20 protein-coding genes are annotated in these 25,875 nt (G+C 57.6%); 6 read left to right on the top strand and 14 right to left on the bottom strand.

Features of this window, described 5'->3' with window-relative positions:
* Positions 1–154: 154 nt before the first annotated feature.
* From pyrG to rlmD, 4 genes are all read right to left on the bottom strand, one after another.
* Positions 155–1,792: a glutamine hydrolyzing CTP synthase gene (gene pyrG, locus ET34_RS0113375; protein ID WP_031522860.1), complete on the bottom strand. Its 1,638-nt coding sequence runs from the start codon at positions 1,790–1,792 to the stop codon at positions 155–157.
* Between the two features lie 340 nt (positions 1,793–2,132).
* A complete protein-coding gene (gene mazG / locus ET34_RS0113370; RefSeq protein WP_031522858.1) occupies positions 2,133–2,924 on the bottom strand; it encodes a nucleoside triphosphate pyrophosphohydrolase in 792 nt (263 codons plus the stop codon).
* An 89-nt stretch (positions 2,925–3,013) separates the two neighbouring features.
* Entirely contained in the window at positions 3,014–5,245 is a 2,232-nt protein-coding gene (gene relA / locus ET34_RS0113365) for a GTP diphosphokinase (protein WP_031522857.1), read from the bottom strand.
* A 112-nt stretch (positions 5,246–5,357) separates the two neighbouring features.
* Entirely contained in the window at positions 5,358–6,656 is a 1,299-nt protein-coding gene (rlmD, locus tag ET34_RS0113360) for a 23S rRNA (uracil(1939)-C(5))-methyltransferase RlmD (RefSeq protein WP_031522855.1), read from the bottom strand.
* Positions 6,657–6,711: 55 nt separating this feature from the next.
* Here rlmD and barA point away from each other — a divergent pair, with 55 nt between their 5' ends.
* Positions 6,712–9,477, top strand: a complete 2,766-nt coding sequence (barA, locus tag ET34_RS0113355) for a two-component sensor histidine kinase BarA (RefSeq protein ID WP_031522853.1) — start codon at positions 6,712–6,714, stop codon at positions 9,475–9,477.
* Positions 9,478–9,600: 123 nt separating this feature from the next.
* Here the strand turns inward: barA and gudD are convergent, their stop codons facing one another.
* From gudD to syd, 7 genes are all read right to left on the bottom strand, one after another.
* Positions 9,601–10,941, bottom strand: a complete 1,341-nt coding sequence (gene gudD / locus ET34_RS0113350; RefSeq protein ID WP_031522851.1) for a glucarate dehydratase — start codon at positions 10,939–10,941, stop codon at positions 9,601–9,603.
* A gap of 25 nt (positions 10,942–10,966) precedes the next feature.
* Positions 10,967–12,304: an enolase C-terminal domain-like protein gene (locus ET34_RS0113345; RefSeq protein WP_031522849.1), complete on the bottom strand. Its 1,338-nt coding sequence runs from the start codon at positions 12,302–12,304 to the stop codon at positions 10,967–10,969.
* Entirely contained in the window at positions 12,301–13,665 is a 1,365-nt protein-coding gene (locus tag ET34_RS0113340) for an MFS transporter (protein WP_031522847.1), read from the bottom strand. Before ET34_RS0113340 ends, ET34_RS0113345 begins: the two co-directional genes overlap by 4 nt.
* Before the next feature lie 374 nt (positions 13,666–14,039).
* A complete protein-coding gene (locus ET34_RS0113335) occupies positions 14,040–14,489 on the bottom strand; it encodes a flavodoxin (RefSeq protein ID WP_031522845.1) in 450 nt (149 codons plus the stop codon).
* 13 nt (positions 14,490–14,502) lie between these two features.
* Entirely contained in the window at positions 14,503–15,291 is a 789-nt protein-coding gene (gene truC, locus ET34_RS0113330; protein WP_031522843.1) for a tRNA pseudouridine(65) synthase TruC, read from the bottom strand.
* Positions 15,288–15,617, bottom strand: a complete 330-nt coding sequence (locus tag ET34_RS0113325) for a YqcC family protein (RefSeq protein ID WP_031522841.1) — start codon at positions 15,615–15,617, stop codon at positions 15,288–15,290. Before ET34_RS0113325 ends, truC begins: the two co-directional genes overlap by 4 nt.
* A 647-nt stretch (positions 15,618–16,264) precedes the next feature.
* Positions 16,265–16,852, bottom strand: a complete 588-nt coding sequence (gene syd, locus ET34_RS0113315) for a SecY-interacting protein (protein WP_169738122.1) — start codon at positions 16,850–16,852, stop codon at positions 16,265–16,267.
* 27 nt (positions 16,853–16,879) lie between these two features.
* On the opposite strand from syd, the gene queF reads away from it, so the two are divergent.
* The 5 genes from queF to xni all read left to right on the top strand — a co-directional run bounded on the left by queF (position 16,880) and on the right by xni (position 23,263).
* Entirely contained in the window at positions 16,880–17,725 is an 846-nt protein-coding gene (gene queF / locus ET34_RS0113310) for an NADPH-dependent 7-cyano-7-deazaguanine reductase QueF (protein ID WP_031522835.1), read from the top strand.
* 97 nt (positions 17,726–17,822) lie between these two features.
* Positions 17,823–19,187, top strand: coding sequence for a nucleotide 5'-monophosphate nucleosidase PpnN (gene ppnN, locus ET34_RS0113305; RefSeq protein WP_031522833.1), 1,365 nt, complete (start codon positions 17,823–17,825; stop codon positions 19,185–19,187).
* A 462-nt stretch (positions 19,188–19,649) separates the two neighbouring features.
* The gene (locus tag ET34_RS0113300) at positions 19,650–20,939 is read left to right on the top strand and encodes an HAAAP family serine/threonine permease (protein WP_031522831.1); all 1,290 of its coding nucleotides are present in this window, start codon (positions 19,650–19,652) and stop codon (positions 20,937–20,939) included.
* Between the two features lie 62 nt (positions 20,940–21,001).
* Positions 21,002–22,369, top strand: a complete 1,368-nt coding sequence (locus ET34_RS0113295) for an L-serine ammonia-lyase (protein WP_031522829.1) — start codon at positions 21,002–21,004, stop codon at positions 22,367–22,369.
* A gap of 132 nt (positions 22,370–22,501) precedes the next feature.
* Positions 22,502–23,263, top strand: coding sequence for a flap endonuclease Xni (gene xni, locus ET34_RS0113290; RefSeq protein ID WP_031522827.1), 762 nt, complete (start codon positions 22,502–22,504; stop codon positions 23,261–23,263).
* 92 nt (positions 23,264–23,355) lie between these two features.
* Here the strand turns inward: xni and rlmM are convergent, their stop codons facing one another.
* Genes rlmM through gcvA form a run of 3 tightly spaced genes read right to left on the bottom strand, consistent with a single transcriptional unit; the run spans position 23,356 to position 25,807 of the window.
* Positions 23,356–24,456: a 23S rRNA (cytidine(2498)-2'-O)-methyltransferase RlmM gene (gene rlmM / locus ET34_RS0113285; protein ID WP_031522825.1), complete on the bottom strand. Its 1,101-nt coding sequence runs from the start codon at positions 24,454–24,456 to the stop codon at positions 23,356–23,358.
* Positions 24,449–24,844: a DUF423 domain-containing protein gene (locus tag ET34_RS0113280; protein WP_024550687.1), complete on the bottom strand. Its 396-nt coding sequence runs from the start codon at positions 24,842–24,844 to the stop codon at positions 24,449–24,451. The genes rlmM and ET34_RS0113280 overlap by 8 nt, the downstream gene beginning before the upstream one ends.
* Before the next feature lie 45 nt (positions 24,845–24,889).
* A complete protein-coding gene (gene gcvA, locus ET34_RS0113275; protein ID WP_031522823.1) occupies positions 24,890–25,807 on the bottom strand; it encodes a glycine cleavage system transcriptional regulator GcvA in 918 nt (305 codons plus the stop codon).
* Between the last annotated feature and the right edge of the window lie 68 nt (positions 25,808–25,875).

Genomic DNA, 25,875 nt, shown 5'->3' with positions numbered 1-25,875 from the left:
AAGTTAAACTAAAACTCCAGACAAACAACGCGCTTCCTTAACTGACACGCTGTAGCGGCTTTTGTTCACTGACCGGGAATATTGGCGATCGATGAAGCCTGCTACAGCGTGATGGGTATCGGCGTAAACGCCGCGTTGCCGTTATAACTGCTTGTTACTTCGCCTGACGCTTCTGGTACTCGCTTGCGGCTTTAACAAAGCCGGCAAACAGCGGATGCCCATCACGCGGGGTGGAAGTAAATTCCGGGTGGAACTGACAGGCAACAAACCACGGATGGTTCGGAACCTCGATGATCTCAACCAGCTGATCATCACCGGAACGGCCTGCAACATGCAGACCTGCTGCTTCAATTTGCTTCAGTAGCATATTGTTAACTTCGTAGCGGTGACGGTGGCGCTCGACAATAGTCGGCGTGCCGTACAGCTGACGTACGCGGCTCTCATCGGACAGCTGGCACTGCTGCGCGCCAAGACGCATGGTGCCGCCGAGATCGCTCTTCTCGGTACGTACTTCAACGTTGCCGTTCTCATCACGCCATTCGGTGATAAGCGCCACGACCGGGTATTTACAGTCTGGCACAAATTCCGTTGAGTTGGCGTCAGCCATACCCGCGACGTTACGTGCAAACTCCATCAGCGCAACCTGCATACCCAGGCAGATGCCAAGGTAGGGAATATTGTTCTCGCGCGCATAGCGTGCGGTCGCCACTTTACCTTCAACCCCACGGTAGCCGAAGCCGCCCGGGATAAGAATGGCGTCTAAATCTTTCAGTACTTCTACGCCGCGCGTTTCCACATCCTGGGAATCGATAAGCTTGATGTTGACGGTCAGACGGTTTTTCAGCCCGCCGTGCTTCAGCGCTTCGATAACGGATTTGTACGCATCCGGCAGCTCGATGTATTTACCGACCATCCCGATGGTGACTTCACCTGACGGATTGGCTTCTTCGTAAATCACCTGTTCCCATTCTGCCAGATTTGCTTCGGCGCAGTTCAGGCTGAATCGTTTACAAATATAATCGTCCAGCCCCTGAGATTTCAACATCCCTGGGATCTTATAAATAGAATCAACGTCTTTCAGTGAAATAACCGCTTTTTCAGGCACGTTACAGAACAACGCAATCTTGGCGCGTTCGTTGGCCGGAACGGCACGATCGGAGCGGCAAATCAGAATATCAGGCTGGATACCGATAGAGAGCAGTTCTTTAACAGAGTGCTGGGTCGGTTTGGTTTTAACTTCACCGGCTGCCGCCATGTACGGCACCAGAGTCAGGTGCATGTAGAGGGTGCGCTCACGACCCACTTCTACCGCCATCTGACGAATAGCTTCCAGGAATGGCAGAGATTCGATGTCGCCAACGGTACCGCCGATTTCCACCAGCACCACGTCGTGGCCTTCGCCACCTTCAATGATGCGCTCTTTGATGGCATTAGTGATGTGCGGAATAACCTGAACGGTCGCGCCCAGGTAGTCGCCACGGCGCTCTTTACGCAGTACATCAGAGTAGATACGGCCGGTGGTGAAGTTGTTGCGGCGGCTCATTTTGGTGCGGATGAAACGCTCGTAGTGACCGAGGTCAAGATCGGTTTCAGCGCCGTCTTCAGTAACGAACACTTCCCCGTGCTGAATAGGACTCATGGTACCCGGATCGACGTTAATATACGGATCGAGTTTCATGATGGTCACGTTGAGGCCACGGGCTTCAAGAATGGCTGCGAGGGAGGCTGCGGCAATGCCTTTACCCAGAGAGGATACGACCCCGCCGGTCACAAAAATATAGTTCGTTGTCATGCTGAACCTGAGAAGTTAGGTTTAAAAGACGGTGGATAACCAGGACGGGAAAGTAGTATACCCGAACAGCCTGGGCGCCACAAACTTTCCTTCGTCCGCGACCGGGCAGACTATGCTGGCGTTACGCGGTATTTTCCGCCGCCCGCCTCTCCCCGACCATTATTATTCATGCCGTTATCGCGCTGTTAACGCCCTAATGGCCCGCCTGGCACGCTTACATCACTGCCGCTGCGCTCCTGAGGCTCATGAAAATAGCCGCCTGGATAAAAATGTTTTTGACGTAAATCAACCGCTTGTCATTTAAGTTTTAGCCGCAAACCGGTTTCAGCGCAAAAACGCCTTAAATATCATATTCCTGCTGTTTAACCTGCTGCCAGGCGGCTTCCATCTGTTCAAGCGTTGCCTCATCCATTGCCAGCCCTTGCGCGGCAATGATGCTTTCAACCTGTCGGAAGCGGCGCTCAAACTTGCGGTTGGCTTTTTGCAGCGCCGTTTCCGCTTTTGCTCCAAGGTGGCGCGAAAGGTTCACCGTGGCGAACAGCAGATCGCCGATCTCCTCTTCCAGTTTTGCTTCGTCGATTACTGCCTGCTGCGCTTCGTGCATCACTTCATCGATCTCTTCATGCACTTTATCCAGCACCGGTCCGATGGAGTTCCAGTCAAACCCTACCGCCGAGCAGCGCTTCTGGATCTTGTGGGCGCGCATCAGCGCTGGCAGGCTTTCGGGAATATCGTCCAGCGCAGAGTGCTGGGCTTTCTCCGCCCGCTCATCGCTTTTGATCTGCTCCCAGCGCGCCAGCACTTCGGTGCTGTTTTGCGCAGTAGCATCGCCAAATATGTGGGGATGCCGGCGCTCCAGCTTGTCGCTGATGGCGGCACAAATATCATCAAAGTTGAAACGCCCTTCCTCCTGGGCCATCTGGGCATAAAACACCACCTGGAACAGCAGATCGCCCAGCTCGCCGCGCAGATCGTCAAAGTCTTCGCGCGCAATGGCATCCAGCACCTCATAAGTCTCTTCAAGGGTATAAGGCGCGATAGTGGCGTAAGTTTGCTCTTTGTCCCAGGGGCAACCGGTTTGCGGGTCGCGCAGGCGGATCATGATAGAGAGCAGGCGGTCAATTTGCGTCATGTGAAGTCCTTGCTGTTTCGCTGACGGAGCGCGCAATCGCGCTCCAGCCCCCTCAGTGGAGAGGGCGGAAGAGTGATGGTCGAGAGAGATTATCCGCCGTGCAGGCGGCGCGCGTCGATCACATCCGGTACCTGATTGAGTTTACCCAGGACCCGGCCCAGCACCTGCTGGTTATAGATCTCAATGTCCATATCGATAGTCGCGAGCTGCTGGCGCGTGTCGGAGCGGCTGGTGACGCCGAGCACGTTAACCTTTTCATTAGCCAGAATGGTGGTGATGTCGCGCAGCAGGCCGCTGCGGTCGTTGGCGGTCACGCGCACCACCAGCGAATAGCCAGCGGAGTAGCTTTCGCCCCACACGGCATCAACGATACGCTCCGGCGCGTGGGACTGCAGATCAACCAGCTGGTCGCAGTCGGCGCGGTGAATGGAGATACCGCGCCCCTGGGTGATAAAGCCGACGATGTCGTCGCCAGGTATCGGCTGGCAGCAGCGCGCAATGTGGTGCATCAGGTTCCCGACGCCCTCCACCACCACGCGACCGTTATCCTTGCTGCGCCCCTGCGGCGCGTAGGTTTTTTGCTTCAGCTGACGCAGCGCTGCGGCGTCCTGCTCGGCAGCGCTCGGCTTGTTGAACTGCGACTGCAGGAAATTCACCATCTGGTTGAGACGAATATCGCCCCCGCCGATGGCCGCCAGCAGCTCATCAATTTCATTGAAGTTGTAACGCGGCAGCAGATGTTTTTCCGCTTCCTTCAGGCTGATGCCGAGGTGCGCCAGCTCGTCGTCAAGGATCTGCCGTCCGGCGATGATGTTCTTATCGCGATCCTGCTTACGGAACCAGGCGTGGATCTTTGAGCGCCCGCGGCTGGTCGTGACATAACCGAGGTTCGGGTTAAGCCAGTCGCGGCTCGGGTTAGGCTGTTTCTGGGTGATGATTTCGATCTGATCGCCCATCTGCAGCTGATAGGTAAAGGGCACGATGCGCCCGCCGATTTTAGCGCCAATGCAGCGGTGCCCCACATCGCTGTGAATGTGATAGGCAAAGTCGAGCGGCGTGGAGCCGGCGGGAAGATCCACCACATCCCCTTTCGGGGTAAACACGTAAACCCGGTCGTCGAACACCTGGCTGCGCACTTCATCGAGCATTTCGCCGGAGTCGGACATCTCTTCCTGCCAGGCGATCAGCTTACGCAGCCAGGCGATGCGATCTTCATGTCCGGTGCTGCCGCTACGCTGCGCGCCCTCTTTATACTTCCAGTGTGCGGCGACGCCCAGCTCGGCGTCTTCGTGCATCTGTTTAGTACGGATCTGAATCTCAACGGTTTTGCCGTCCGGCCCCAGCACCACGGTATGAATGGACTGATAGCCGTTCGGCTTCGGGTTCGCGACGTAATCGTCGAACTCGTCTGGCAGGTGGCGGAACAGCGTGTGGACGATGCCCAGCGCCGCGTAACAGTCCTGCAGACGCTCGGCAACGATACGCACCGCGCGCACGTCAAACAGCTCATCGAAGGCCAGATGCTTCTTCTGCATTTTGCGCCAAATGCTGTAGATGTGCTTCGGGCGGCCGTACACTTCGGCCTTCACGCCCTCTTCTTTGATGGTGCGGCGCAGCTGGCCGACAAACTCATCAATATAGTGTTCGCGATCGATGCGCCGCTCGTGCAGCAGCTTCGCAATGCGCTTGTATTCAGCAGGGTGAAGATAACGGAAGCAGTAGTCCTCCAGCTCCCATTTGAGCTGGCCGATGCCAAGACGGTTCGCCAGCGGCGCATAGATGTTGGTGCACTCTTTTGCCGCCAGCACGCGCTCATCTTCCGGCGCGTCTTTCACTTCGCGCAGGTGGGCAATTCGCTCGGCAAGTTTAATGACCACGCAGCGGAAATCATCCACCATCGCCAGCAGCATACGGCGGACGTTATCCACCTGATCCGAGGAAACGGCATCGGTGTGGGTGGCTTTAAGCTGGCGGATCGCGTCCATGTCGCGCACGCCGTGGATCAGGCTGACCACTTCCTTGCCGACCCGTTCCACCAGCTCGTCTTCGGTTACCACAGCGGCATCGGCCAGCGGGAAGAGCAGAGCAGCACGCAGCGTGTCGCAGTCCATACTGAGCATGGACAGGATCTCAACCATTTCTACGCCGCGCCAGAGCAGCAATTCAGCGTGCTGATGCCCCTGGGTTTGCTGTTCACAATAGACCCAGGTTTCGGCTAAGTATTCGCACGTCTGCGGGCTTGAAATACCGAGCGTTGCGATCCATTTTTCATGATCGAATTCGCCTGCCTGACTCAGATGTGCACTTCTTACCGCAACCATTGTCCTCTCCTTTCGGGACTACAGGTTTACCCGCATCGGCAAACCTCAACCACAAGGCGGAATCACGCATCCGCCCCTTTCCTGCTGTCTCACCGGCGTACCGACCATGCCGTTACGCTTTTTCGAATAACGCCATCGACTCAAGATGCCCAGTGTGCGGGAACATGTCCAGCATCGCCAGCCGCGTAATCTGGTATCCCCCCGCCCGCAGCGCGTCGCTGTCCCGGGCGAGGGTCGTTGGGTTACACGAGACATACACCACTTTTTCCGGAGCCAGACGTAAAATATGCTGCATAACGCCAGGCGCGCCGGCACGGGCCGGGTCCAGCAACACTTTGTTGAATCCTGCTGCCGCCCACGGCTGGCGCGTGACGTCCTCTTCCAGATTTTCGTGCCAGAAGGTCACATTCTGCAGCCCATTCCGGGCTGCATTCTCACGGCCTTTCTCCACCAGCGCAGCCACGCCTTCGACGCCGACCACTTCCTGCGCGCGCCGGGCGAGCGGCAGGGTAAAGTTGCCCATGCCGCAGAACAGATCCAGCACGCGATCCTGCGCGTTCACCGCCAGCCAGTCGATGGCCCGGGCCACCATCTGCTGATTCACCGCGTCGTTGACCTGGATAAAATCGCGCGGGCTGAAGGATAAGCGTAGTCCGTCTGATTCATACCAGGGAGCATCGCCGTTAAGCTGGGCTATTTTGTCGCTTTCCGCGGCCAGAAACAGGGAAAGCTGTTCGGAATGCGAAAAGCGTTCCAGTTTTTCGCGATCGGCCTCGCTCAGCGGGGCCAGATGACGTAACACGATGAGTGGACCATTATCCGCCAGCACAAGTTCAACATGGCCGAGTCGCCGTACCGCGTGTAAATCGCTCAGGCAGTCACGCAGCGCCGGAAGCAGTGCTTCAAGACGGGGCGCCAGAATGGGGCAGTGATGCACATCCACCAGATCGTTCGATCCCGCCATGCGAAAACCCATTTGTAAACTTTGCTTACGTGGCGCAAAATTCAACCCGAGCCGCGCCCGGCGTCGGTAACCCCATGTCGGGCCTGAAATAATCTCATCAACCGGCTGGTGCATCATGCGGGCAAGCGCCCGCGCTTTACTGGACTGCTGAAGCGTCTCGCTGACGTGCTGCTGCTGGCAGCCGCCGCACACGTTGAAGTGCGGGCATGCCGGTGTGACGCGCTCGGGGCTGTGGGTAAGACGCTTTTTGACGCGTGCATGAGCAAACTGACGCTTTTCCTCGGTCAGGGTCACCTCAGCCGTTTCCCCGGGCAGCAGCCCGGCAATAAACAGCGCTTTACCCTGATGACGAGCCACGCCCTGGCCAAACGGGTCGAGATCGTCTGCGGTGACCGTAATGATATCGCGCGTAGTATTGCGACGTTTTGCTGAATAAAATTGCGCCATTGCGTTAATGTCTTAAATAATCTGAATGTTGCTGATTGTCCCATAACGGAACCCCATGACCAACTACAGCCTTCGGGCACGCATGATGATTTTAATACTGGCGCCCACGGTCCTGATCGGGTTGATGCTGAGTATTTTCTTTGTGGTGCACCGCTATAACGACCTTCAGCAGCAGCTGGAGGACGCAGGGGCCAGCATCATCGAGCCGCTGGCGGTGTCGAGCGAATACGGTATGAATCTGCAGAATCGTGAATCGATCCGCCAGTTGATTAGCGTGCTGCACCGTCGGCACTCCGATATCGTGCGGGCAATCTCCGTCTATGACAGCCAGAATAACCTTTTCGTCACCTCAAATTTTCACCTGAACCCCGCCGAGCTGCGTCTGCCGCCGGGCCAGGATATCCCCCAACAGTTAACGGTAACGCGCGCCGGCGATCGGCTGATCCTGCACACGCCTATCATCTCCGAACGCTATTCCCCCGATGAATCGGCGATAACCGCGGCCAAAATCAATAACAACACCCTCGGTTACGTGGCGCTGGAGCTCGATCTTAAGTCGGTACGCCTGCAGCAGTATAAAGAGATATTTACCTCGTCAATGATGATGCTGTTCTGCATCGCAGTGGCGCTCGGCTTCGCCTGGCGGCTGATGCGCGACGTCATTGGCCCTATTCGTAATATGGTGAATACCGTTGACCGTATCCGCCGCGGGCAGCTTGACAGCCGGGTGGAGGGCTTCGTACTCGGCGAGCTGGACATGCTGAAAAACGGCATCAACTCAATGGCGATGTCGCTTGCCGCCTATCACGAGGAGATGCAGCACAATATCGACCAGTCCACCTCCGATTTGCGGGAAACCCTGGAGCAGATGGAGATCCAGAACGTCGAGCTGGATCTGGCGAAGAAGAAAGCCCAGGAAGCGGCGCGCATTAAATCTGAATTCCTGGCCAATATGTCGCACGAGCTGCGCACCCCGCTCAACGGCGTGATCGGCTTTACCCGCCTGATGCTGAAAACCGATCTCAATCCGACCCAGCGCGATTACCTGCTGACCATCGAGCGCTCGGCGAATAACCTGCTGGCCATCATCAATGACGTGCTGGACTTCTCGAAGCTGGAAGCGGGCAAGCTGATCCTGGAAAGCATTCCGTTCCCGCTGCGCGGCTCGCTGGATGAAGTTGTCACGCTGCTGGCGCATTCGGCCCACGACAAGGGACTTGAGCTGACGCTGAACATCAAAAACGATGTGCCGGACAACGTGATTGGCGATCCGTTGCGCCTGCAGCAGATCATCACCAACCTGGTAGGGAACGCCATTAAGTTTACCGAAAGCGGCAACATTGATGTGCTGGTAGAGCAGCGCTCCATCAGCAATAACAAAGTGCAGCTGGAGGTGCAGATCCGCGACACCGGTATCGGCATTCCCGAGCGCGATCAGTCCCGGCTGTTCCAGGCGTTTCGCCAGGCAGATGCCAGTATTTCGCGCCGTCACGGCGGTACCGGGCTGGGGCTGGTGATCACCCAGAAGCTGGTGAACGAAATGGGCGGCGACGTCTCCTTCCACAGCCAGCCGAATCGCGGCTCCACCTTCTGGTTCAACATCAACCTCGATCTCAATCCGAACGTGATTATCGACGGGCACGCTAAAGATTGCCTTGAGGGGAAGCGTATCGCCTACGTTGAGTCAAACGTTGCAGCGGCGCAAAGCACGCTGGATATGCTCGCGGCGACGCCGCTGAAGGTGATTTTCAGCCCGACCTTCTCCGGGTTAGCGGATGAGCATTACGACATGCTGCTGATGGCCGTGCCAGTGACGCAGCGCGAAGAGATGGGGCTGCAAAAAGAGCGCTTCAAAAAAGCGGCAGCCATGACCGACTGCCTGCTGCTGGCGCTGCCCTGTCACATGCAGGTAAACGCCGAGGATCTTAAGCACGGCGGTGCAGCCGGCTGTCTGCTGAAACCCATCACCTCCACGCGCCTGATGCCGCTGCTGATCGATCACTGCCGCAAACGTATTGCCTCGCCCCTTGAGAGCGCGGATAAGCAGCAGCTGCCGATGACCGTCATGGCGGTGGATGATAATCCCGCCAACCTGAAACTTATCGGCGCGCTGCTGGAGGATCACGTTGAGCAGGTGGTGCTGTGTGAAAGCGGCCCGCAGGCGCTGGATAACGCGCGCACCAGGCTTTTCGATCTGATCCTGATGGATATTCAGATGCCGGGTATGGACGGCATTCGCGCCTGCGAGCTGATTCGCAAGCTACCGCATCATGCCCACACCCCGATGATTGCGGTGACCGCCCACGCGATGGCCGGGCAGAAAGAGAAGCTGCTCAATGCCGGGATGAATGACTATCTGGCGAAGCCGATTGAAGAAGACAAGTTGCGCAGCCTGCTGCTGCGCTATCAGCCGGGTAATCTGATCAACCCGCCGGCGGCCGTGGTGCCGCCTGCCCCTGTGCCGCAGGAGAAAGCGTGCAGCTTCGACTGGGCGCTGGCGCTGCGTCAGTCCGCGAATAAGCCAACCCTGGCGCGCGACATGCTGGGGATGCTGGTTGATTTCCTGCCGGAAGTGCGCGAGCGCATTGAGACGCAGCTGGATGGCAACGCGACCGAGCCGCTGGTGGATATCGTGCACAAACTGCACGGCAGCTGCGGCTACAGCGGGGTGCCGCGCCTGAAGCAGATCTGCCATTTCATCGAGCAGCAGCTGCGTACCGGCGTGGCACCGGAGGATCTGGAGCCAGAGCTGCTGGAGCTGCTTGATGAGATGGATAACGTGACCCGCGAGGCGCAGGCGATATTGCGGAATACAGAATAACGCGGTGATAAAAAAGGCGGGTGCGCTACGCTTACCCGCCCTACGGGTGCTGATAATTAAAATAAGTGTCGGATAAAAAGGCGGGTGCGCGACGCGTGCCCGCCCTGCGATATTACTCAGACGTTAGCGCACCATGCAGGGGCGCTTGTTATCGAAGGTCCAGTCGGGGATCAGGTATTGCATAGACAGTGCGTCGTCGCGCGCGCCGAGACCATGCTTCTGGTACAGCTCGTGGGCTTTCATCACCTGGTCCATATCCAGCTCAACCCCCAGTCCCGGCGTAGTCGGCACCTGTACCATCCCGCCTTTGATCTCAAACGGTTGCTTCGTCAGACGCTGGTTGCCCTCCTGCCAGATCCAGTGGGTGTCGATGGCGGTGATCGTCCCCGGCGCGGCTGCCGCAACGTGGGTGAACATCGCCAGCGAAATATCAAAGTGGTTGTTAGAGTGTGAACCCCAGGTCAGGCCGAAGTCATGGCACATCTGCGCCACGCGCACCGAGCCCTGCATGGTCCAGAAGTGCGGGTCTGCCAGCGGGATGTCAACGGACTGCAGCGACAGGGTATGGCCCATCTGACGCCAGTCGGTGGCGATCATGTTAGTGGCGGTCGGCAGCCCGGTCGCGCGGCGGAACTCCGCCATCACTTCGCGGCCCGAATAGCCCTGTTCTGCCCCACACGGATCTTCTGCATAAGCGAGGACGCCACGCAGCTGCTTGCCAAGCGAAATCGCTTCGTTAAGCGACCAGGCTCCGTTCGGATCGAGGGTAACACGCGCCTGCGGGAAGCGCTTCGCCAGTGCGGTTACCGCCTCCGCTTCTTCAGCGCCAGCCAGCACGCCGCCCTTCAGTTTAAAGTCGTTGAAGCCATACTTCTCATAAGCCGCTTCCGCCAGGCGCACCACGGCATCCGGGGTCATCGCCTCGTCATGGCGAATCCGATACCAGTCGCAGCGCTCGTCAGGCTGGCTCTGGTACGGCAGCGGCGTGCGGGTGCGATCGCCAATGAAGAACAGGTAGCCAAGCATCTCCACTTCGCTGCGCTGTTGCCCGTCGCCCAGCAGGGAAGCGACGTTCACGCCCAGGTGCTGGCCGAGCAGATCGAGCATCGCGGCTTCAATGCCGGTGACCACATGAATGGTGGTGCGCAGATCGAAGGTCTGTAATCCACGTCCGCCTGCGTCACGGTCGGCGAAGGCCGCGCGTACTGCCGTCAGTACGTTTTTATATTCACCCAGCGTTTTCCCCACCACCAGCGCGGCAGCATCCTCCAGCGTCTGACGGATCTTTTCGCCGCCGGGGATTTCACCCACGCCGGTATGGCCGGCGTTATCGGTAATAATCACGATGTTACGGGTGAAGAACGGCGCGTGCGCCCCGCTCAGGTTCATCAGCATGCTGTCGTAACCGGCGACCGGAATAACCTGCATGCTGGTGACCACAGGCGTGCCCTGATATGTACTCATGGTAGTTTCCTTTTTCACAGCGAAGTTAGCGACCAAAGGCCGGACGTTTGCGATCGAATGTCCAGCCAGGTACCAGATATTGCATCGGACCGGCGTCGTTGCGCGCCCCGCCCGGAAGCTGTTTATACGCCGCGTGGGCGCGTTCAATTTGCTGCCAGTCCAGCTCGACGCCGAGGCCTGGGGCATCCGGCACGCGAATGGTGCCGCCCTTGATCTCCAGCGGTTCGCGGGTGAGGCGTGCTTCGCCCTCCTGCCAGATCCAGTGGGTATCGATGGCGGTGGGGTTGCCCGGTGCCGCCGCGCCGACGTGGGTAAACATGGCGAGCGAAATATCAAAGTGGTTATTGGAGTGACAGCCCCAGGTCAGCCCCCAGTCATCGCACAGCTGGGCCACGCGCACCGCGCCGGAGAGCGTCCAGAAGTGCGGGTCGGCCAGCGGAATATCCACTGCATTGAGCATCACCGCATGGCCCATTTCGCGCCAGTTGGTGGCGATCATGTTGGTGGCAACCGGCAGCCCGGTTGCACGGCGGAACTCCGCCATCACCTCGCGCCCCGAGTAGCCCTGCTCCGCGCCGCAGGGATCTTCGGCATAGGTCAGTACATCACCCAGCCCTTTGCACAGCGCAATGGCTTCATCCAGCAGCCAGGCCCCGTTGGGGTCCACGGTGATGCGCGCATTCGGAAAGCGCTGTTTCAGCGCTTTTGCGGTTTCAATCTCCTGCTCGCCCGGCAATACGCCACCTTTGAGCTTGAAGTCTTTAAAGCCGTAGCGATCCTGTGCCGCCTCCGCCAGACGCACCACGGACTCTGCGCTCAGCGCCTCCTGATGGCGCAGGTGATACCAGGGGTGATCGCCCTTGCCCTGCTCCAGATAAGGCAGATCGGTTTTGCGCCGATCTCCCAGGTAGAACAAGTAGCCCAGCACGGTTACCGCGTCGCGCTGTTTGCCCGGCCCGAGCAGCTCACACACCGGCACGTTGAGCGCTTTGCCGAGCAGGTCGAGCAGCGCGGCTTCCAGCGCCGCCACCGCATTCACCTTCAGCTCAAAGGTCCAGGCACCTTTACCAAAGGTGTCGAAATCCGCCGACTGGTTGCCTTTGTGCACCTGCTGCACCACGCGGTTCAGGCGGGCAATCTCCTGCCCAACCACCTGCGGAATGGCGTCCACCAGCGTCTGGTAGATCACTTCCCCGCCCGGCGCTTCACCGACCCCGGTATTACCGGCGCTGTCGGTCAGCACCACGATATTGCGCGTAAACCAGGCATTATGCGCCCCGCTGATGTTAAGCAGCATGCTGTCCTGCCCGGCCACGGGGATCACTTTCATGTCCGTCACGCGCGGGCTTGCCTGAGTACTCATTGTTTCACCCCACTCTGTACTGGTTTCAGCTCAATACGCTTGATGTCGCCCACCAGCACCAGGTAGCTGAGGACCGCCACCAGGGCGTGAATACCGACGTAAATCAGCGCACCGTTAAAGGAGCCGGAAACACCGACGATGTACCCGATAGCGATAGGGGTGACGATCCCCGAGACGTTACCGAACATGTTAAACAGGCCGCCGCTCAGGCCGCTGATCTCTTTCGGTGCGGTATCTGCCATCACCGCCCAGCCCAGCGCACCGATGCCTTTGCCGAAAAAGGCGAGCGCCATAAAGCCAACCACCAGCCATTCGGTGTCCACGTAGTTACAGATCACCATTGTGGTGGAAAGCAGCATGCCCAGCACAATTGGCGTTTTACGGGCGATATTGAGGGAGCCGGTGCGCCGCATCAGCCAGTCGGAGATCACTCCGCCGAGCACGCCGCCGATAAAGCCACACACCGCCGGCACCGAGGCGATAAGCCCCGCCTCCAGAATCGACATGCCGCGCGCCTGCACCAGATATACCGGGAACCAGGTGATGAAGAAGTAGGTCAGGGCGTTGATGCAGTACTGACCGATATAGACGCCGATCATCATGCGCGAGGCCAGCAGCTGTTTGATCTGCCCCCATTTTTCGCGCATCGGCACCTGCACTTTGTGGTCGTTCTTCTGATCCATATTGATCAGCGCCCCGCCCTGCTCCATGTACTCCAGCTCCGCTTTATTCACGCCTGGATGGTTGTTCGGTTCATGGATCACTTTCAGCCAGATAAAGCTGATGATGATCCCGAGGCCGCCCATGAAGAAGAACACGTAGTGCCAGCCCACCGCGTGGGTCAGCCAGCCCATGATCGGGGCAAAGATAACCGTGGCGAAGTACTGCGCCGAGTTGAAGATGGCCACCGCGGTTCCCCTCTCCTGGGCCGGGAACCAGGCCGCCACAATACGGCTGTTACCGGGGAAGGAAGGGGCTTCTGCCAGACCTACCAGGAAGCGCAGGGTGAAGAGTGCGACGATAATGCCGAAGCCGTTAAAGACATCGACGAAGCCCTGCAACAGGGTGAAGAGTGACCAGATGAAGATGGACCAGAAGTAGACGCGTTTTGAGCCAAAGCGGTCAAGCAGCCAGCCGCCCGGGATCTGGCCGATAACATAGGCCCATGAAAACGCAGAAAAGACGTAGCCCATCCCGATGGGGTCAAGGCCAATCTCGCGCGCCATTTCCGACCCGGCAATGGAGAGCGTGGCGCGGTCGCCATAGTTAAATGAGGTGACGATAAACAGCATCACCACAATCCAATAGCGGGCGTTAGTGCGTTTCTCCGCCATCTGCGCCGCCTGGCTTACTGTATTCATTGTTGCACTCCTGAATTATAGCTTTGTCGCTACATTCATTCTGAACAGCACAACCTGTAGGGTAATCAGAATGAGGTGTGGGTGTTGTTGCAGTTTGCTCAGAGGACGCTCTGAAACCCTGCGTTTTTTGTAACCGGCTCGAAAAGTATATGAAGGGGGATTCACCCTCTCACCGTGCAGCCACACAACATTGCATGCCCATGCCGGGGGGATTTCTTGCATAAGCCCAAAGCGATGGGGAGTAGTTCACGAAAAATGAAACAGGTGCGGAAAAATGGCGGTATGGAAGTATGAAGGGCAAAACGTGTGACGGGCGTCGCTTGACGCGGATGTTTACCCGCTCCGGGCGGAGCGGGCATAAGCCATAAAAGGCGTTAGCTCAGTAGCGCGGCCCAGCGTTCAACCCACGGATTCGCCACGGTTTCCGGCTCGGGATGGTCCGCTGCATCGATAAACAGCGGCTCGCCGAGACGGGTCGCGCCCTGCTCCTGCAGCAGCGTATCAAACTTTTTCGCACCGCCGTTGAAGTGGGTATAGGAACTGTCGCCGAGACCAATCACGCCGTAGCGCAGTTCGGGCTGATGACCAATGCGCGCATGAATATCTTCATACAGCGGCACGATGCTGGAAGGCAGTTCGCCCTGACCGGTGGTGGAGGTGACCACCAGCGCGATTTTCTGGCGATACCCTTCCCAGTCGGCAAGCGTCGGATCTTCGAATACCCGCGCCTGGTGGCCCTGCTCGCTTAAAATTGCCTGCGCTTCTTCAGCGACCAGCAGCGCGTTTCCGTACATGGTGCCGACAAAAATGCCTACTTCTGCCATGAGTGACTCCTGATTAATCAACCTGCGTGCCGTCATCCTGACCGCTGGCTTCGGGAAACTCAACCCTTTCGATTTCAGGGAGATGCCCAATCCAGCCAAAGTGTGACAGGGCGTCCATCCAGATGCGGTCCAGCCCGGCGTTAATCACCAGCGGCTCGCCGGTCACCGGGTGGGTGAGCGTCAGGCGGCTGGCGTGCAGCATCAGACGGTTACAGCCGAAGTGCTCTGCCGCGGCGCGGTTCTGGCGCAGATCGCCGTGCTTTGAGTCGCCAATCATCGGATGGCGCAGGTGGGACATATGGCGACGCAGCTGGTGCTTGCGCCCGGTTTGCGGCTCCAGCTCCACCAGGCTGTAGCGCGTGGTGGGATAGCGCCCGGTGGCGACGGGCATCTCTGTGGTTGCCAGCCCTTTGTAGTGAGTCACCGCCGGCTGAGGATCTTTATCGGCGCGGGAAAACTTATCGGCGATCTTATCCAGCTCCTCCACCAGCGGATAATCAAGCACCGCGTCGCCCTCAAGCCAGCCGCGCACCACAGCGTGATAGCGCTTCTGAATCTGATGCTGCTCGAACTGCTGCGACAGCAGACGACCGACGTCGCTCGATAGCCCCATCAGCAGTACTCCGGAGGTTGGCCGATCGAGACGATGGACGGTAAAGACGTGCTGACCAATCTGGTCACGCACTGTCTGCATCACCACTACTTTTTCATCGCGATCCAGCCAGCTGCGGTGTACCAGCCAGCCGGAGGGCTTGTTGACGGCAATTAGCCACTCGTCCTGGTAGAGGATTTCAATGGTCACGCGTCGTCACCGGCAAACAGCTTGTCGAGATCCAGCAGGACCACCAGCAGTTCATCGCGGCCAGCATGCGCCGCTTCCAGCGCCATTTCATAGTACGGCGCGACGGCGAAGGCGTTCGGTAACGGATGGCCGCCATCAAGCAGCGCGTGCATACGCGGCAGCAACACCCACTGCAGCCACTGGTGCGGCGTCAGGGTGTCCATGAAGAAGGGCTGGGTACTTTCAAAAGCGGAGGCGTCTGGCGCGACGGGCTGCCACTGCTGGTGCGCGCGCAATACCTCTTCAATCCGCATCAGCTGGCGGCGTATACGGTTATGGTGTTCCATGATGACCTGAACGTTCTAAAAAACAGACGCGAAGAATAGCACGAGCGTGCTGGCGGGAAAAAAACATAAAAAAGGGAGCACTGCTTTAGCAGTGCTCCCGGTTTCGTTTTGCAGCAGTCCGGCTACATGGTTGCTCCCTGCTCATCCATGAAAACTTTTCCTGTGGTCTCCTGACCGACAATCCTTGTACCGCATCCTGCGCATATCATCCTGACATTTAATGTGTGTCACCCCCCTGACACATCATCCCTGGTCATCCTGACCCGCCGAAACTCCTCTCGGCTCCCAATCTCCTTCCTGGAGGTGTCCCTTACGCCGTCCTGCGTTATCCTCTGCTTCAATCCCGAAGCTCTTCCCTGCTGCACCTTCTGGTGTGTCCTGCTTAACGCAGCGTCATCATCCTGATGTTCGCTACATTTGCTCAACGTCCTGTTGGCGAGGTATAGAATCCTTGATTACGGCCAGGCTTACAAGCCACCTTAGGATAAATCCGGGGGTCACGTTTCGTTTGAAAGAGAGGGGAATTACATTAATTTATTGAAATGTAAGAATAAAATTCCTTATCGCTTCTTCATCCTTTTCTTACAAAGCATCGATCTCTCACAAGGCTTGTAAGAGATCTCTCACAAACCCGTGAGCAAACTGGACTACACATCAGGCGTGAGACTTGAAAGGAACAGCGCCAGCGAGGGCGAAAGACGGGTGCGCTGCTTAGCGCCGAGCTTCTCGTGCAGCACTTCACCGGTAAGATTACAGACGGAAATAACCTCCGTTTCCTCCTCCAGCGTGGCGATGAACAGCGTCGGACTCAGCTTGCGGCGCTTCTGCGTGACCAGATGACCGATCTGGTTTTCCTGCAGGCGAACCAGATCGTCTTCGCTCCAGACCTGCAGCAGCGTCAGCGCCATACCATCAAACCGCGCGGGCATATCACCGGCGAACTGCGTGGTATAAAACGCGTGAACTGTGGGTTGTAGCAAAATATCGAGGGCTTTTTCAACCCCGTTTAACCGCGGTTCGCCGTTAAAGGGCGCGGGTTGCCATAAAACGCTTTCCTGCAGGTTGGTGACGATACAGGGCGACGGCACGCCGTACAGGGCTTCACTGGCAGGCAGGGTGCCGTGTTTTTCCCGAAAGGCATCAGAATAACGCCCGGTAAACTCCCGCAGTGCCTGTTGTACTTCACTCTCCACGCCGTTCATCCTCATCGTCTGGTACACTAGTGCGAACGCCATATACTACCTGCTTTATTACGGTGACACATGTCCTCTTATGAAAATCATCAGGCGCTGCAAGGCCTGACGCTCGGCAAAACAACCGACTACCGCGACGTTTACGATGCCACGCTGCTGCAACCGGTGCCGCGCAGTATGAATCGTCTGCCGCTGGGCCTGCTTGACGATGCCCTGCCGTTTCACGGCGGCGATATCTGGACGCTGTATGAGCTCTCCTGGCTTAACGCGCGCGGTCTGCCGCAGGTTGCCGTCGGCCAGGTCGAGCTGAATGCCGACAGCGTTAATCTGGTGGAATCGAAAAGCTTCAAGCTCTATCTCAACAGCTTTAACCAGACGCGCTTCGCCTCGTGGGACGACGTAAAAGCCACGCTGCAACGCGACCTCAGCGCCTGTGCGCAGGGTGATGTAAACGTTGCGCTGTTCCGTTTGTCCGATATCGAAGGGCAGCCGGTGGCGCGCTTTGAGGGCGAGTGCATTGATGATCAGGATATCGCTATCGACAACTACGCGTTCAACGCGGATTACCTGCAGGGCGCTGCGGGCGACGAGGTGGTTGAGGAGACGCTGGTCAGCCATCTGCTGAAATCCAACTGTCTGATCACCAATCAGCCGGACTGGGGCTCGGTGCAGATCCGCTATCGCGGCGCGAAAATCAACCGTGAGAAGCTGCTGCGTTATCTGGTGTCGTTCCGCCATCACAACGAGTTCCACGAGCAGTGCGTCGAGCGCATTTTTAACGACGTTCAGCGCTTCTGCCAGCCGGAAGCATTAAGCGTTTATGCGCGCTATACCCGTCGCGGCGGGCTGGATATCAATCCGTGGCGCAGCAACGTACCCTACACGCCGGCTATCGGACGACTGGTGCGTCAGTAATCGCCGCAAATATTGTGTATGGCGAGTTGTTAAAGTGAAGTGAGCAGGGCTATTGTAACTCCAGGGCGCGGCCTTCATCGCCCCATAAGGAGATAGCTTGATTACACATATTAGCCCGCTTGGCTCAATGGATATGCTGTCGCAGCTGGAAGTGGACATGCTGAAGCGCACCGCCAGCAGCGATCTGTACCAGCTTTTTCGTAACTGTTCCCTCGCCGTACTTAATTCTGGTAGCCTGACCGACAACAGCAAAGAGCTGCTGTCGCGCTTCGAAAATTTCGATATCAACGTGCTGCGTCGCGAACGCGGCGTCAAGCTTGAGCTGATTAACCCACCGGAAGACGCCTTCGTTGACGGGCGTCTGATTCGCTCGCTGCAAGCTAATCTGTTCGCGGTACTGCGCGATATTTTGTTCGTCAACGGACAAATCAGCAGCGCGGGCCGCTTCCAGCACCTCAACCTTGAAGATTCCACCCACATCACCAACCTGGTGTTCTCGATCCTGCGCAACGCCCGGGCGCTGCACGTCGGCGAAGCGCCGAGCATGGTGGTATGCTGGGGCGGACACTCGATTAACGAGAAAGAGTACCTCTATGCGCGCCGCGTCGGCACCCAGCTTGGGCTGCGCGAGCTGAACATCTGCACCGGCTGCGGGCCTGGCGCGATGGAAGCGCCGATGAAAGGTGCCGCCGTGGGCCACGCGCAGCAGCGCTATAAAGAGGGCCGTTTCATCGGCATGACCGAGCCGTCGATTATCGCGGCCGAGCCGCCAAACCCGCTGGTCAACGAGCTGATTATCATGCCGGACATTGAAAAACGTCTGGAAGCCTTCGTGCGTATCGCCCACGGCATTATTATTTTCCCCGGCGGCGTTGGCACCGCAGAAGAGCTGCTCTACCTGCTCGGTATTCTGATGAACCCGCACAACGATAATCAGGTGCTGCCGCTGATCCTCACCGGCCCGCGCGAGAGCGCTGATTATTTCCGCGTACTGGATGAGTTCATCGTCAGCACGCTCGGGGAGCAGGCGCGTCGCTACTACACCATCATTATTGATGATGCCGCTGAGGTGGCGCGTCAGATGAAAAAAGCGATGCCGCTGGTAAAAGAGAACCGTCGCGAAACCGGCGATGCTTACGGCTTCAACTGGTCGATCCGCATCGCGCCGGACCTGCAGGTGCCGTTTGTGCCGACCCACGAAAATATGGCGAATCTCAATCTCTACCCCGATCGCCCGGCGGAACAGCTGGCGGCCGACCTGCGTCGCGCGTTCTCAGGCATTGTTGCCGGCAACGTGAAAGAGGTGGGTATCAAAGCGATTGAAACCTGGGGTCCGTATAAAATCCACGGCGATCGGCAGATGATGCTGCGCATGGATGACCTGCTCCAGGGTTTTGTCGCGCAGCACCGCATGAAACTTCCCGGCACGGCTTATATCCCCTGCTACGAAATTTGTACCTGATCCCGCTCGCGGACGACGCCCTGTCGTCCGCTTTTTATCCATACGCAAAACTTATCTTTCGACGCCTTTTCCGCGCTGAGTCTCGCCATAATTATTCAGTAAGTTGATTTTATACTGACTGAATATGCTGCTTAATCCCATGAATAAAGATAAATATCTGAATCTGCCTGCCGCAGCGTTTATTGCTTTCGCCATTGGTGATAGCCTTCGCGCCAATATAATGTTGAAGAATTCACGACCTGCGGTCGATTGATCTAAAAACGGACGCGCAGAGAGCGGATTATTGCAATTGAGATCGGGATCACTGATAGATTGATAACTTATATGTATCTTTCCGCCCGCCAACAATTACGGGTGAAAATTATAAAAATACGACCCGAAACACTATTTCATATTAAAGACTGAACATATTTCACCATATTTGGCTATTAAATCGGCAATTTACTTCCTCCAGGAGAAAAAATGGAAACCACTCAAACCAGCACGGTTGCTTCCGTCGAGTCGAAAAGCGGATGGCGCAAGACCGACACGATGTGGATGTTGGGCCTCTACGGGACCGCCATCGGCGCAGGCGTGCTGTTCCTGCCTATCAACGCCGGCGTTGGCGGCATGATCCCGCTGATCATCATGGCAATTCTTGCCTTCCCGATGACCTATTTCGCCCACCGCGGCCTGACCCGCTTTGTGCTGTCCGGTAAAAACCCGGGCGAAGACATCACCGAAGTAGTAGAAGAACATTTCGGTGTTGGCGCAGGTAAAATCATCACCCTGCTCTATTTCTTTGCGATTTACCCGATCCTGCTGGTCTACAGCGTGGCGATCACCAATACCGTGGACAGCTTCATTACCCACCAGCTGGGCCTGGTGTCCCCGCCGCGTGCCCTGCTCTCGCTGATCCTGATTATCGGTATGATGACCATCGTGCGTTTCGGTGAGCAGATGATCGTAAAAGCGATGAGCGTGCTGGTGTTCCCGTTTGTTGCCGCCCTGATGCTACTGGCCTGCTACCTGATCCCGCAATGGAGCGGTGCCGCGCTGGATACCCTCTCATTCAGCAGCGCAAGCACCACCGGTAACGGCCTGTGGATGACCCTGTGGCTGGCAATCCCGGTGATGGTGTTCTCCTTCAACCACTCCCCGATCATCTCCTCTTTCGCCGTCGCGAAGCGTGAAGAGTACGGCGTGGATGCTGAGAAGAAGTGCTCTAAAATTCTGGCGTTTGCCCACATTATGATGGTGCTGACCGTGATGTTCTTCGTGTTCAGCTGCGTGCTGAGCCTGACGCCTGCCGATCTGGCTGCCGCCAAAGAGCAGAACATCTCGATTCTCTCCTACCTGGCAAACCACTTTAACGCGCCGATCATTGCCTGGATGGCACCGATTATCGCGATTATCGCCATTACCAAATCCTTCCTCGGCCATTATCTGGGTGCGCGTGAAGGCTTCAACGGCATGGTGATTAAGTCTCTGCGCGGTAAAGGTAAAACCATTGAAGTTAACAAGCTGAACCGCATTACTGCTGCGTTCATGCTGGTCACCACCTGGATTGTGGCGACGCTGAACCCGAGCATTCTGGGGATGATTGAAACCCTGGGCGGCCCGATCATTGCGATGATCCTGTTCCTGATGCCGATGTATGCTATTGCTAAAGTTCCGGCGATGCGCAAGTACAGCGGCCACATCAGCAACCTGTTCGTAGTCATCATGGGCCTTATCGCAATCTCTGCGATCTTCTACTCCCTCTTCAGCTAAGTCTTTAGCGCCGCCGCCCGGCGGCGCTTCTTCCATCCTTCTTTTCTCGTCATGGACGCATCATGATTAGCGTATTTGATATTTTCAAAATCGGCATTGGCCCTTCCAGCTCGCATACCGTCGGGCCGATGAAGGCGGGTAAACAGTTCGTGGACGATCTGGTTGCTCAGGGTTTGCTGCTCAACACGACCCGCGTCGTGGTCGATGTGTACGGCTCGCTGTCGCTGACCGGCAAGGGCCACCACACCGATATCGCCATTATTATGGGCCTCGCCGGCAACCTGCCGGATACGGTCGATATCGACGCCATCCCGGGCTTTATCCAGGATGTGAACACCCACTCACGTCTGATGCTGGCCCAGGGGCAGCATGAAGTGGAGTTCCCGGTAGACCAGTGCATGGTGTTCCATGCCGATAACCTCTCGCTGCACGAGAACGGCATGCGCATTACTGCCCTGGCTGGCGAGCAGGTCATCTACAGCCAGACGTATTACTCCATCGGCGGCGGATTTATCGTTGATGAAGCGCATTTCGGGCAGAGCAGCGACAGCGACGTAGCGGTGCCTTATCCCTACAAAAACGCGGCAGACCTGCAGAAACACTGCAACGATACCGGCCTGTCGCTCTCCGGCCTGATGATGAAAAACGAGCTGGCACTGCATACCCAGCAGGAGCTGGATGCACACTTCGCCAGCGTCTGGGCGGTCATGCACGGCGGGATTGAACGCGGCACCACCACTGAGGGCGTGTTGCCCGGCAAGCTGCGCGTTCCGCGCCGTGCGGCCGCGCTGCGCCGCATGCTGGTGAGCCAGGATAAAACCAACGTCGATCCGATGAGCGTAGTGGACTGGATCAACGTCTTTGCGCTGGCGGTTAACGAAGAGAACGCAGCGGGCGGACGCGTGGTAACCGCGCCAACCAACGGTGCCTGCGGCATTGTTCCGGCGGTGCTGGCGTACTACAACAAGTTTATCCGCGAAGTGAACGCTAACTCTCTGGCACGCTACATGCTGGTTGCCAGCGCCATTGGGTCGCTCTATAAGATGAACGCTTCGATCTCTGGCGCTGAAGTAGGCTGTCAGGGCGAAGTGGGGGTGGCCTGCTCTATGGCAGCCGCAGGGCTTGCCGAGCTGCTCGGTGCCAGCCCGGCGCAGGTGTTTATCGCCGCGGAAATCGGTATGGAGCACAACCTTGGGCTGACCTGCGACCCGGTCGCCGGCCAGGTTCAGGTACCGTGCATCGAGCGTAACGCGATTGCCGCCGTGAAAGCGGTAAACGCCGCCCGCATGGCGATGCGCCGCACCAGCGATCCGCGCGTCTGCCTCGATAAAGTCATTGAAACCATGTACGAAACCGGCAAAGACATGAACGCCAAGTACCGCGAAACCTCCCGCGGCGGCCTGGCGCTGAAAATCGTCGCCTGCGACTGATGTCCGGCTTCCTCTGCCCGCCACGGGCAGAGGAATTTGCGCGCCGCTTTCCCGTTTTACACTTCCCCCCTGGCCTGACCGGGCCGTAAAATGCCACACTTACGCCACTCTGTTATGCAGGAAGCGCCCGCTGTGTCCGTACATTTATTAATTGTTGATGCCTTAAACCTGATCCGCCGTATCCATGCCGTGCAGGGTTCCCCGTGCCGCGACGGCTGTCTGAGCGCGCTGGAACAGCTGCTGGTACAAAGTAATCCGACCCACGCGGTGGCGGTATTTGACGACGACGCCCGCAGCAGCGGCTGGCGGCATCAGCTGCTTGCCGATTACAAGGCCGGTCGCACGCCGATGCCGGACGATCTGGTGGCTGAGATGCCGCGCCTGCGCGAGGCGTTCATCGCCCGCGGCGTCGCCTGCTGGCATTCGGAGGGGAATGAAGCCGACGACCTGGCAGCGACGCTGGCGGTAAAAATCGCCGGGGCCGGTCACGAAGCGACGATCGTTTCCACTGATAAAGGCTACTGTCAGCTGCTGTCTCCGACCATTCGCATCCGCGACTATTTCCAGAAACGCTGGCTCGATGTGCCCTTTATCGCCGCAGAATTCGGCGTCGCTCCTCAACAGCTACCTGATTTCTGGGGGCTGGCGGGGATCAGCAGTAGCAAAATTGGCGGCGTAGCGGGTATCGGCCCGAAAAGCGCCACGCAGTTGATTACGGAATTCGGCACGCTGGAAAACCTGTATGCCCGGCTGGATGACGTTCCGGAGAAGTGGCGTAAAAAGCTGGAAGCGCACCGCGACAGCGCTTTCACCTGCCGCGAAGTGGCGCGTCTGAGAACGGATTTACAGCTCGACGGGAATCTGCAGCAGCTGCGGTTAGCCCGGCACGCCTGAAGGGAAAGCCATACCCGCGGGCAGAGTTTAGCGGTAGAGGATGTGCGACGCGCACCCGACCGTAAAAGTGGGTGCGCGTGAGAGGAGAAAGCTTATCGCTCGTCGCGACGACCGCCGACGGCGGCCCACATGCGGCGCACGTGCACCGTCACTTCTTCGCGATCGTGATAGAGCTGGCGCGCCTGAATCTGGGCTGCAATGCCCTGGGATTCAAGCTGTTCCCGCAGCGAGGCAAGGTTTTGCGACACCTCTTCGTAGCGCTTTTTCATGGGCAGCTTGAGGTTAAAAATGGTTTCGCGGCACCAGCCGTTCACCAGCCACTGCGCCATCAGCGCCGTAACCTTGGCCGGCTTCTCCACCATATCGCACACCATCCAGGAGATGTTGCTGCGCGTCGGACGATAGCGGAAACCATCTTCACGCAGCCAGGTCACCTGCCCGGTATCCATCAGGCTCTGGGCCATCGGGCCGTTGTCTACTGATGCGACCCACATGTTGCGTTTCACCAGCTGATAGGTCCAGCCGCCCGGACAGGCACCCAGGTCCACGGCGTGCATGCCGTTGGCCAGACGCTCATCCCACTCGTCGGCCGGAATAAACACGTGAAACGCCTCTTCCAGCTTAAGCGTAGAACGGCTTGGCGCATCGGACGGGAAGCGCAGACGCGGAATACCCATATAAAACGGCGAATTGTTGGTGCTCAGCGAGTAGCCGGTATAGCAGCAGCCCGGCGCGATAAAGAACACGTGCACCACCGGACGCTTCGGGGTTTCATAGTTAGTCAGCACCTTCGCCTCGCGCAGTGCGGCACGCAGCGGGACGGTGAACTTGCGGCAGAACTTCATCAGCTCTTTGCTTTCGTTGGTGTCCGCAACCTCAACCCGCAGATCGCCGCCCTTCTCCACCACGCCCTGCAGCATGCCGACGATGGGAGAAATACGGTCTTCCGGCGGCAGATCGGTAAGCAGTTCACCGGCAATAAACATCTGGCGAGCAAAGATCAGCGAGCTGAACGGCAGATCGCGCCCCAGTTTTTCCGCATCGTCAGGCTGGTAGCATTCAAACACCACGTAGCCGGAGTTATCCTTCACGCGGGCAAAACCATACACCTCAAGCCGGGCGGCTTTATCAGTGATCTCTGCCGCACACTCTTTTTCAAATCCCTGGCGGCAGTACAAAATAACTTTATTCATTCACAGAGCCTTTACGCTTAAGACGCAGCGCGCCGATTAACATCAACACCCAACCGGCAAGGAAGCTGACGCCGCCAACCGGCGTCACGAAGGCCCACAGACGCAGATGCGACAGCGCGAGGCAGTAAAGGCTGCCGCTGAACAGCACGGTACCCAGCGCCATAAATACGCTGCTCCAGTAAAACCAGATACTGATCCGGCGCTGCATAGCCACCGCCAGACCAAAAATTGCCAGCGTGTGGAATGCCTGGTACTCAAGCCCGGTCTGAATCCATCCCATCTCGACAACGCCGAGCGTCTTGCTCAGCACGTGCGCGCCAAACGCGCCCAGGGCAACAAAAATAAAGCCACTCACCGCGGCGAAAATCAGCATGAAACGGCTGGTCATGGTGGTTATAACCCTAAAGTAAGGCGTGCAGCGCACGCGAATCTGTTATTGCTCGTAGCGAAAGCGAAATTTTTCTTGTTCACTGGCCGCTTTCGCCAGGATCCATTGGCGGAAGGCCGCTATTTTACCCAGTTCTGCCTGGCTGTCATGACAAACCAGATAAAAGGCATTTTTACTCACCAGCACATCGTTAAACGGGCAGACCAGACGCCCGGCCTCTATTTCCGTCTGCGCCATCACGTTATTCGCCAGCGCAATCCCCTGACCGTGGATGGCAGCCTGCAGTACCATCGCGCTATGGCTGAAGATCGGCCCCTGCTGGACGTTGATATGAGTAAGACCCAACTGGCGGGTATAAGTTTGCCAGTCGCGGCGCGAAGCGTCATGCAATAACGTGTGCTTTTCGAGGTCCTGCGGCGTTTTCAGCGGTTTGTCGCCGGTAAGCAGCAGCGGCGAGCACACCGGCAGCAGATATTCTGCGTAAAGTTTCTCCACGCGCAGCCCCGGCCAGTTGCCGCGACCGTAAAAAATCGCCACGTCGACATCGTCGGCCAGCTTGTCCTCTTCCCGGTCTACCGCCTGGATACGAACGTCGATTCCCGGATAAGCTGAGTTAAAGCTTGAGAGACGTGGCACCAGCCAGTGAATGGCAAAACTTGGTAACAAACTGACCGTCAAGGCACCGCGCGCGCTCCTTGCCTGCAGCTTGCGCGTTGCCTCATTTAGCTGGGAAAAAATCTCTTTGATGTCCTGGAAATAGCTTTGCCCCTCTTCGGTGAGCAGCAGTGAACGGTTGCGGCGCCGGAACAGCTTTATCCCTAAAAAGTCCTCTAATGACTTAATCTGGTGGCTTACTGCGGCCTGCGTGACGAAAAGTTCTTCGGCCGCTTTGGTGAAACTGAGGTGGCGGGCGGCGGCATCAAAAACACGTAATGCATTCAGTGGTGGTAATCGCTTGGACATGGCGTCAGAGTTCAATTGTTAACAGCAATTAACAAACAGGAAACAATAGGTTACCTATTAGTTTTTTT

This window comes from Siccibacter colletis (assembly GCF_000696575.1).
In the GTDB taxonomy this organism is placed as follows: domain Bacteria; phylum Pseudomonadota; class Gammaproteobacteria; order Enterobacterales; family Enterobacteriaceae; genus Siccibacter; species Siccibacter colletis.
This window is presented reverse-complemented; position numbering and strand designations above follow the sequence as displayed.